Annotated in this window: 4 protein-coding genes and 2 pseudogenes; all 6 read right to left on the bottom strand. The window is 33.4% G+C overall.

The window, feature by feature from the left end; genetic code table 11:
• Window positions 1-1,149 (bottom strand): annotated as a pseudogene (locus ACPDG9_RS15345) (hypothetical protein); the annotation flags it as partial.
• A gap of 707 nt (window positions 1,150-1,856) precedes the next feature.
• Complete coding sequence (locus ACPDG9_RS15340; RefSeq protein WP_430528594.1) at window positions 1,857-4,439, bottom strand: DUF7507 domain-containing protein; 2,583 nt, start codon at window positions 4,437-4,439, stop codon at window positions 1,857-1,859.
• A gap of 663 nt (window positions 4,440-5,102) precedes the next feature.
• A complete protein-coding gene (locus ACPDG9_RS15335; protein WP_430528593.1) occupies window positions 5,103-7,055 on the bottom strand; it encodes an OmpA family protein in 1,953 nt (650 codons plus the stop codon).
• A gap of 12 nt (window positions 7,056-7,067) precedes the next feature.
• Window positions 7,068-8,000, bottom strand: coding sequence for a PorP/SprF family type IX secretion system membrane protein (locus ACPDG9_RS15330; protein ID WP_430528592.1), 933 nt, complete (start codon window positions 7,998-8,000; stop codon window positions 7,068-7,070).
• 11 nt (window positions 8,001-8,011) lie between these two features.
• Window positions 8,012-9,316, bottom strand: coding sequence for a gliding motility-associated C-terminal domain-containing protein (locus ACPDG9_RS15325; protein WP_430528591.1), 1,305 nt, complete (start codon window positions 9,314-9,316; stop codon window positions 8,012-8,014).
• 474 nt (window positions 9,317-9,790) lie between these two features.
• Window positions 9,791-11,063: pseudogene (locus ACPDG9_RS15320) on the bottom strand (hypothetical protein); the annotation flags it as partial.

The raw sequence follows: 11,063 nt of genomic DNA, 5'->3' as shown, positions 1-11,063 counted from the left end.
TCGTACAACAGCGACATCTCCTTGAGCAGAAGCAATAAACTGTTGCAATAGCGCTTTCACCGTATCATCGGCTAATATTTTGTCGAAATCATCTATTATATCTGCCGTTATTTGAATAGTCGTAGCATCCCTATTCCCTGTTTCATCAATAAAATAGTACTCTGTTAAGGCATTCGCATCACTTCCTTTTTCCATTTCGGTTAGTGTTTCAGAAAATGCAATAGAATTTAAATCTTTTCCATTATTGAAATTAAACCCCGCTTTAACTTGATTTTGGTTTACTGTTTGATCTGTTAAAGTCAATGAACTTTCCAGTGAATTTTCTTTTACAATCGTCTGAAAGCTATGATTATCACCTAATTTAGCAATTAGATCACTATGATCAATCAAGGTAGTAATAAAAGCTCCATTAGTTGCAATATCAACAACAGGCATAGAGACAGCATGTCCTGCAGAGTCCGTTACAATCAAGCGATCACTCACTAAAGTGAAACTCTCATTTGTAGTATTTAAACTAGACCAATCAATTAACTGTTCCCCACCTTGACCATCTAAATAGTAGAATCTATTTGTAACGCTATCGTAACTCACATTTCCATAAATTCCTCTTAACTTATTGATCACATTTTCAACAAAGTCACCATTGTTTGAAATAGTAGTTACAAAGTTGGAATCATTTCCGAGTTTCATTGTAAATTCATTATTATTAATCATTGCGTTTACAAATGCACTATTAGTAGCAATATCGGATAAAGAGAGATATATGTTGTGGTTTTGTGTATCTGTAATAATCAATGCTTCTGTATTCGTAACAGGGTTCAATCCTATTCGGAATGAATGATTCATACGATCAACATACGTATCACCAGAAAGAAGAGGAGTCCACATATTTGATTTCCAATAGTAAAAACCAGCTTTCATTGCCGTATTACCAACATGATATACTAATAAACTTTCTACAACATCTCCAATAATTGGAGAGCGGTCATATATTTCTTTCAATTCAACTCGAGGTAAAAGAACACCTTTATCTTTGGCTACAATATCTAATTGAGCTGAACTATTAGCTTTGGGTGTTCCAATTCCAATTTGAGCCACTGCAGAACCAGTCATGATTAATGCGATTAGCGGGAGTACTTTTCTTATCATACTATTTTTTTTTATATAAATAATGATACACTAGATAAAAACGGTTTACAATTTTATCTTTAATATCTCTATCTTATTTTTGAATTAATTTTTTTTCCATCAAAAAAAACCGAAAGTAAAAAGATTAAAAAATCAAGAAGATAACTAAACATAGTTTCATGTGTTACATTTTTACAAAAGGAGAATATATTCTTTTATTTTAACCATTTCGGCTACATTATTCTCCTAACGCACTCAAAAACAAACTACTTATAAATAAGCTTTCGCTTACTTTCTTTTTATTTTACAGCAATTTCTTAAAGAACACAAAACAGATCAACACAATTCCACTCATCAATCCCCTTCATTTTTACACTTTTTTTATACTATTTTTTTGATTTTATTTGAATTATTTTGATAAAAACAATTATTATGCCATTTTTAAAAAACAACCATCTTTTACCTAAAAAAATAACAAATAGCGATTTCACATCTCTATTAATCGCAAAACATCAATTATTGTGAATTTATTTAATTTCATTTTTTTACTCTTCTACTTTTCATCCTTTGCATTCGTTTAAGCTGTATTCAGGAGCGGGTTCTTCTACCACCTCTGCTTTACATTTCCTTCAAATATTTACAATTAAGTATAAGGTAAAAGCGTATGGATGTCATCACACCATTCAGTTAAAACTGATGAGGGATAATCGTTTTTGTTATGAGCTATTTTATTTCACTCTTTGATAAATCATTGGGTTAGAAATCAATACTTTATTTGTTTTTAATTCCACAAAAGTATGATCTATTAAATTTACATCATATCCTGGTTGACCAGGTGTCAATACTTGTTTAGGTTTGGACCTTACATTTAAAGTACCTTGAGTTAAAGTATCAATTGCACTAATATTAGCTTGATTATAGACTCCTTCCTTTTTAAGATCTAAAGTTGTAACAACATACGTAAGTGTATAGGTCCAAGTTTCACCAACATCTAAAAAAGAATCTGAATTATTGCTTTTTATAGGTTGTTCTACAATTATTCCACCTAAAAGAGGATCTTGTAAAACAATGTCTTTAAGCGCTACATCTCCTGTATTTTTTAATTCTAAAACGTAGGTTATAGTTTCACCTATTTGGGCCCAACCATCCCCATTCTCATCATTAAATCTTCCTTCTTTATAAAAAGATATAGCAGCATTAGAGTACAACACTTGAGTATTTTGTTTGATGTTGTTACAGGGTAAACCAAGGCCGTTATTAACACATTCAAAAGTTGCATCTGTAGGAGGTACATCATGTATTACGTTTGTTGCGTCAGGATCAATCACATCTTTAGGACGCAATAAGGCAGCTTCTACAACAAGAGTCCCAGCGTTAGGGTTGATGGCTTTCAGTGTTAGTTCATAAGTTCCCTCACCTCCATTGTCCATATCAAGAACAGCTTGATAGCGCGATTTATTCACATCAAATGCAATTGGAACAGTTTGTAATACACCAACCGTACTAGAAAAGAGTGCTTGCATAGGAATAAGGCCTACAGGTACATCAAAAGTAAATATAGTTCCTTTCACATCACTTGGTCCATTATTTTTAACTTGAACAATATAGGTTACTTCATCATTTGATACTAAATGAGTTTGGCTTGTTTGTACAGATACAACTTCTAAATCAGCCTCAACAACCTCTACATCAAAGTTTGTAGACACAACTTCTCCCTTGATAAAAGTCCAAGTATCGATTCCTTGTTCATCACCAAAAGTTTCATACGAATAGGCAATACCTTGACTGTTCTGTCCCCATATATGACCGTTAACTCGGCTTGAAATTCCGTCTGGATAAATCGTATGACTTGCATTTCTAGGTTCAGATTTACTTCCAAAACTCCCTCCTCCATTTCCAATCCCTGTATCATCCCAATAGATTTTATCAGAAATAACAGACTGTAAATCAGTAGAAAGCAATTCAATAATAATTCCATTTTGATTCAACTCCATATCAATATAGGGAAAATGTACTTCTGCCCCATGAAGTTTTAAATCCACCTCCACATCAGCTTTTCCTACTGGAATAAAATCACCATTGCCATCTTTTCCATCCCAAAATATTTCATTTTCTCCAATAACACTCGTACCTTCTATATGGCGTTCTGGAAAATAAGCACCAGGCTTGGGTTTAATCCGAATGTCATATGCTCCACCACTTTCGTTGTAAAATCGAATAAAAGCTCCCTTATTTCCCACTTGATTGGAAGCACCTTCAGCACCTTCAATTCTTAAATCGGTAATATTTAAGCTTTTCTCTTTAACACGTAGCCAAGTTTGTCCTCCATCCATTTCAGACTTTGCCCGTTCTGGCATAGCATTATCAGGTAAATTATAAAATATCTTTTGCGTAACAACAGTTCCGTTATCATCGGTTCTAGGATCGTGATATCTGTCTTTTACAAGACTTTCACTTTCCGCATTAATACTTTCATAGGAAGGTGTTGTTGGATCTCCAACTTTATGAAACCCTTGATTGTTTACCATGAAGGTAAATGACATTCCATGATTTCCATTATTGTCGACATTGTAGACGTATCCATCTCTAGTCAATATTTTAAAGACTCCAAAAAAGCCACTTCCTGGTCTCATGGTATCATCATCTGTACCTGAAGGGTTATCCAAATTTAAGACTTTCGTAAACACGCGTCCCAACTGCCAATTCCAGTTTCCATACACTTGTTTTGCAACCGTAATATCCCATGCTATGAGATAATCACTAAAATTATTATAGGTAGGAGGCCATGCATCCGCTACAGAGTAATATAATCGTGTTCCCCCATTTGTTCTTCCACTTGTACCTAAAAAATTCACACGGTAAACTCCACTTCCTCCAGTAGGAACAGTATAGTGCAAAGCCCTATATTTATTGTTACCATTGCTTTCTCCAGGTAATCTTGGACCTGCAAGTTCTGCCTGTCTATTAGGTATGTACCCTTCCAAGTTAGAAGTTGCTACAGGAGTAACTTCAGTTCCATCAGGGGCATATAAAAATATACGCTTTTGCTCTGCATTACTTTGAGCATTCGATGCTAAAGCAATAACCTCTCCCTCTTCTGCATAAACATAATGCTCTCCTAGTGTAGAGAAAGGATAATATGAATTCGTTACAAGAGAGGCTCTTAAATGAGCTCTTCCTCCTTGTGCTTGAGCTGGATATAAATCTCGTGATCCTTCAGCTCTAACATTTGCGATAACTAAAATAAAGAGTAGCAAAAATAGGTACCCTGAATTCCCCTTCCATTTGTTCTCTAGTTTTTTCTTTTTCATTTTTTTTTCTTTTTTACTACATTCTTCCACCTTTCTTACCTAGATTATTCATTTCTTTTCAAAAGATGAAAGTAACTAGCACTCCTAACTCACCCTAACACAAGAAACCTGAAAACAGATTAATAACATATAAAAACCTTATTTTACTTCTTTGTTATATATAAGAACTAATTGTGCTAGTACCACTCCGTAGTATAAAAATAATGTGTAGGACATTCGTTCTTTTAGAAGTCAACGATACACTTGCCAATCAAGTCAAAATCTATAGATAAGGTTGGTCTCTATTCGATGATATAAGTTAGACTAGCCAATAAAACTAATTCTTAACAGTCAATAAATTATTCAGAAAAGAATATTTAATGGACATTTATTTCTTTATTGATCTATGATTCTGACTAGTAGACAAGTTATACTTAGACCATTTTTTTCCTCTTACTTTAGTATTCAATAGAATTCTTATACGCAAGATGAAAAGAGAATAAATAACTATAAAAAATCTATGCTACTATAAAGTTTTCATTAGTCCTTGAGTTTATATTATCGAATTCATTCCCGAATGATCAATAACCTACTCCATTGCATTTGTACTAAATAATTGAGATAGAGGGGAGGGTGTTTAAAAAAAGTCACCCTCCTTTCTTCAATTCTAGATTTAGGATAGTTTTATAAGTTTAAAATAATAAACTCACTTCGTCTATTGACCTCGTGTTCATCATCTGTACACGTCGCACCATTGATACAATGGTTAATTAATTGACTCTCTCCATACCCTCGACCTGTTAATCGACTAGCTTCTACTCCTTGTTGAATCATCCATTGGATAGTAGATTGAGCACGTCGTTCAGACAGACGCATATTATACATATCATCTCCACGACTATCTGTATGTGAGCGTACGTCTACTTCTAATTTCGGGTGTTCTAACATTACTTTTACCACCTTCATTAATTCAACCTGCGCATCTGGACGAATTGTTGCAGAATCAAAATCAAAGTGAATAGGAGCTAATTTCAGTTTTTTAAATAAATCATCTCCTTTTTCGATAATTTCTAATTCAATATTAACCCGTTGTTGAACTTGACGATCAGTCTCGACAGTTATTTCTTTATCAAAGTATCCTTCTTTTTTTGTGTGAATGTAATAAGTTTGACCGCAAATTAATTTTGCTGAATTATAGAACCCTTGTTGATCTGTATAGACTTTGTCAATTAACTTATCATGAACATCTAAAATAGTAAGCTCAACTCCGGCTAAACTAACTTTACTATCTTGATCCATAGTTAAACCATCAATGAGTTGGGTACAAGGTTTTTCTATAAATAGGTACATATCGTCACTTCCAAAACTTCCTTCTTTATTGGATGTGACAAATCCTTTTTTGCTCTCTGCGTCAATATATATACCAAAATCATCAAATGCGCTATTGATATCAGGCCCCATATTAACTGGAGTACCGAGTTGTCCATCTCGATTAACCTTTACCTTGAATAAATCTAACCCTCCAAATCCTGGATGACCATCACTTGAGAAGTACAACATATAATCATTAGAAATAAAAGGAAAGGTTTCACGTCCTGCAGTATTCACACGATCGCCAAGATTTTCAACTTGGCCAAAACGACCTGTATCAAATACACTTACGCGAAATAAATCTGATTGGCCAAAACCTCCATTTCGGTCAGAAGAAAAATACATCCATTTTCCATCTGGAGTTAAAGCAGGATGAGCTGTATTAAATTCATCTGAATTGAAAGGTAATTCCTCTGCTGCTCCCCAAGTACCATCCGAATTTTTACGTGATTGGTAAATTTTCAATACGGAAGAGTCATCTTCATTATATTGGGCTTTTTTTCTCTTCGTTGTCGAACTGTTATTACTTGTAAAGTACATCGTTTTTCCATCTTTAGTAAAAATAGCTGATCCCATATTTAACTCTTTAGAGGCTATTTCTTTTGCAAATAAAACAGGTTCACTAAAACTTCCATCTTCATCAATAGTAGTTGCATACAATTTGGTAAAACTTTGATTGGTCCAATTGTGAATTTTATTTTTCATTTCCTCACTGTCTCTAGAGGAAGTAAAAACCAGACTATTTTCAAGCATCGTACCTCCATAATCAGCATACTCACTATTCGTTGATAGATTCATCAATGTAAAACGAGAAGATGTAATTGTTTGTTTTACAAGCTCATCATAACTGATTAACTTTTGTGCACGTGAATCACTGGCATTTAAAGTAGCAAAATCTTGAAGAACAGTCTCCGACTTCTCAATTAACTTTACTGCTTTAAGCGTTTGTGCATAACGATAATAGTACTCTTTATCAAGTAGTTCTACATTTTTATCTTCATAGGTTCCTTCAAACAGTTCTTCATACCATTTGTAAGCTTCAACAAACATTCCATTGAAGTAATAGGAATCTCCGAGTTTACTCAAAATAGAAGCATTAACTATTCCTTTTTGCACCATTTGCTCATAGACTTGAATAGCATCTATGTAGGCAAAATTCTCATATTCTTTATTTGCTTTTTTCTCTTTTCTTGTTTGTCCAAAGCTAATGAAACTCGAAAACAGGAAGCAAAATAGCAAACCTTTAACTATATTTTTTCTACTCATATTAGCTATTATTTAGAAAAATCGAGGTGCGACTTTTCGTCTATTATTACTAAATAATTCAAACTTCAAAAAGATTTCATGCGAGCCTGAATTGTATTTGGAAAGTTTACTTGTATCAGCGTCATAAGTATAGCCTACAAATAACCCATCTGTTACTTGAAATCCAGCTAAACCACTAACTGAAGCGTCCCAACGATAAGCAGCACCTAAGGTAAACTTATCATATAATAAGAAGTTAGCTGTAACGTCTACCTGCAATGGGCTTCCAGTCATTACTTTTACTAAAGCAGCTGGTTTAAATTGAAGATCTCGATTAATTTCAATTACATACCCTCCCATCAAATAAAAATGGGCTTTTTCAGACATGACTTTATATTCCTTTTCGTTATATATATTACTTGATAAAATCGTCGGAACAGAAAGTCCTACATACGCTTTCTCAGAATATAAATAAACTCCTGCTCCTACATTCCCTTTAAACTTATTTTTAATATTCGTTTCCGAGATAGGATCCGTACCGTCATAAATATGAAGTTTATTATAATCTACATCTAAAATCGATCCTGTACCTTTTAAACCAAAAGCCAATTTATAAAAATGATTTACATCAACTGTATAGGCTAGATCTATAGAGAGATCATTTTCGGTCATCACACCTAATTGATCATTTCTAAAGTGTACACCTAAGGCTAAACCATTATCTGTTAGAGGAGTAGTAGCCGATAAATACGCTGTTTTAGGAGCGCCCTCTAAACCTACCCATTGAGTACGATATAATCCAAAAAGTTGTAAATTACTTACACTACCTGCATAAGCGGGGTTAATCGCAGCTGGATTGTACATGTATTGTGTGTACAGAGGATCTTGCTGAGCTGTTGCTTGATGCATACCCAATAAGCTTAAGCCTATAAGTAGTACAATCTTTCGTATTCTATTTCTTTTCATTTCCTGCAATTTTAATTATTCTCCAAGTGTAAGTTCGCCGACTTCTTAATCATACGGCTACCATTATCGTCTGTATATTCATAGGTAATGACGTAATAGTACGTTCCGCTTGGTAGCTTACTGCCTTTGTCAATAGTTACTTTACCTTCTGAATAGCCTCTAAAAACATTGGTACTTCCATCAGCATTTGGGTCATAATTCGTGGTTTCAAATACACGAGCTCCCCAGCGATTAAAGATTTCAACTTTATTAGGATAATTGTGGATGTGATCAATGATAAAGTAATCATTTTTTCCATCACCATCAGGTGTTACAAGGTTGTAAATCACTAAATCTCCATCTAAAATCCAGTCTTTTTTTACTGTTGCCAGTGTGAAAAAACCATACCCTTTTACTTTGGCAATTGTTGTTACTTCTTTCGTTGACATATCAACAACACCACCCTCATCAACCCATAATTGTTGCTGAGCGTCCCAACGTACAATATGCAATTCTTCTTCTGGATTCACCAGGACTTCTGGTAATGTGGTTTCTTCATCCCAACTAAGTGTTAACAATACATCACTAACATTATTTCCACCCTTATCAATTAGCCAATATTCATTCGTATTTATAGTATTAACTACTCCTACTGCATTCGGACGAGCAGCAAAAAAAGCTGAATCGTCATAGATGTATTGACCAATGAAAGCATCTTTGCTATTTTTAGGTGCAGAAATACGAGCATAGCGATATTTCCCTTGATTTCCACTAGGGTAAGTAAACCCTTCATTTCCTACTTTTTCTATAACTCCATCCACATGCGATTCGTTTCTTACATTTAATGTAGTTGAACCATTTTGAAAAGTAATCATCCCATACGAAAGACCTGTTAAAGGGTTAATGGCAGAATCTACTTTAATGATTCCCTCTTGAAAATCGGCTTGTCCATAGATATCGATGTTCTGCTTCAAATCAAAGGCGACCTCAGGGATAGGACTATTTAATTCCACATTGTAAAAAGAAGACAGTCCTTTACCTGTCAATCTTTTAGCATCGTAATTTGTTCCATCTACTTTAAATATTGTTGTAGAAGTCTTCTTATTCTCAGTAATACCATACAATCCATCATTAATAAAATGTTGAAAGTAAATTACAGTTCCATCATTCGTTACATCTCCTGTCTCTTGATTTTCAAAAGTCCCTTCTATAGATATCAAATCTCCAGAAGATACAGAGAAGATTCCTTCATTCGTTACCGATGAAGCTTCTTGGCCATATATTACACTACTAGTACAACTTATTAGTAGTAAGGTATATATTTTTCTTTTTATCATGCTTTACTTATTTTTTTCCCAATTATCTTTCCTTATTAAAAAAGAATCTAAATTTTACTTTTTATAAATGCGCAGTATAAATACAGAAACTGATGTAGATTATACTACTATACTAGTCCTCTACCTTAGTTTCTCATTTCTATAATTCGTACGTATTTACTAAAAGCCAACTATTATTGACCTTTTTCTTGTTTAGCTGTCAGAGGTTATTCTAAACACAAAATTCGTCCCTACAAGTATGGGATGAAAAGACTAAAAAACAGTGTATTCTTATTTTCTAGTCATAGAATATATATCAAGTAATTTAACCTTCTATACATTATTTCCTACTCTTTCTATTTTGTTTGCCTCACGCCTCACTTTATATAGGGTTTCATTCAAGTTCCCACGAAGTTGGGGGAAACTTGAATGAAACCAAAAAGAACAGTTTTAATTTATTTGTTTCTTTTTGAATTTTAAATCATGAAGATTCAGTTATTTTTTCACGTATTCTAGAATCAGATAATAGGTTCCTATTGGATGAACAGTTGTTACTGCACCAGGAATACCAAGAATAAGCTGTGTATTTCCATTCACTACAGTTTTTCGGATAACACCTTCAGTAATTGAATTAGATGCTTTATTAATTAAACGCGCTTGCAAAATTACTTCAGCGAAATCTCCATTTACTTCAATTGTATTTGTTCTTTCATTAATCGAAATATCAAACATTCTAACTGCTACCTTTTTATCAGTATTTAGCCATTTTTCTGGTTTGATAACTTCGTTATAGGAATAATTTACAACAACTGCATTATTTACAAATTCATTTAAGATATTTTTTACAGTAGTGTCTTCAACAATGGTGTCAAAATTATTGATTACATCTTCAATTACGTCAATCTGACTTCCTGCTCCCCCTGTTTTGATAGCCTCTTCATTTTTGTAAACATATACTCCTTCACCTAATGAGGTTAATGTCGTATTTGTTTCTTTGTCTTTAATTTCTTCCGTTATATTAAATGTATTTCCATTAGCAGTAATAACAATATCTCCTAATGTGTTACGCTCCACTATTACATCTCCTGAAGTATTAGAAATAAACTGTTTTAATAATGCAATGACATCAGGGTCATTTAAAATAAGTTCAAAATCATTGATTACATCTTGTGACACTTCTATTACAACACTATCCCTATTTTTGGTTTCATCGATAAAGTAATATTCAGTTAAATTTGTAGTCGCATTCTTAGCTTTTTGCAATTCAGTTAGTGTTTCTGAAAAATGAACTACATCAGTGTTTTTACCATTGTTAAACTCAAAACCACCTTTTACGTTGTCTATATTTACTAAAGCATCTGTTAACTTCACTGAAGCCGTTGCAGAATTATTTTTAATAATGGTTTGGAATTCAGTGTTATTACCTAAGTGAGTGATAAACTCGTTGTTTTCAGCCAACTTAGTAACAAAAACATCGTTGTTCGCAATAATTTTGCCTAGATCATCTATCTTTACTTCAAAGGTATTATCCTCTGTATCAATAAGTACCAAAGCATCTTTAACTTCGTCTATTTCAAAACTCTTAATCTTTGTATTTCCTAATAGATCCCAACTAATTGTAACTGGATTGTAGTCCTCATCGTAATAAAAGAACATATTCGTCGTGGTATCATAGCCTACGTTTCCATATTTTCCTTTCAACTTATTGACGATATTTTCAATGAATTCAACGTTATCACCTAGTTTGGTAATGAACTCACTGTTTTCA

Source organism: Myroides sp. C6-3 (assembly GCF_050522425.1).
Lineage (GTDB): Bacteria > Bacteroidota > Bacteroidia > Flavobacteriales > Flavobacteriaceae > Flavobacterium.
The sequence above is the reverse complement of the archived record's forward strand: the minus strand, read 5'-3'. Positions and strand labels throughout refer to the sequence as shown.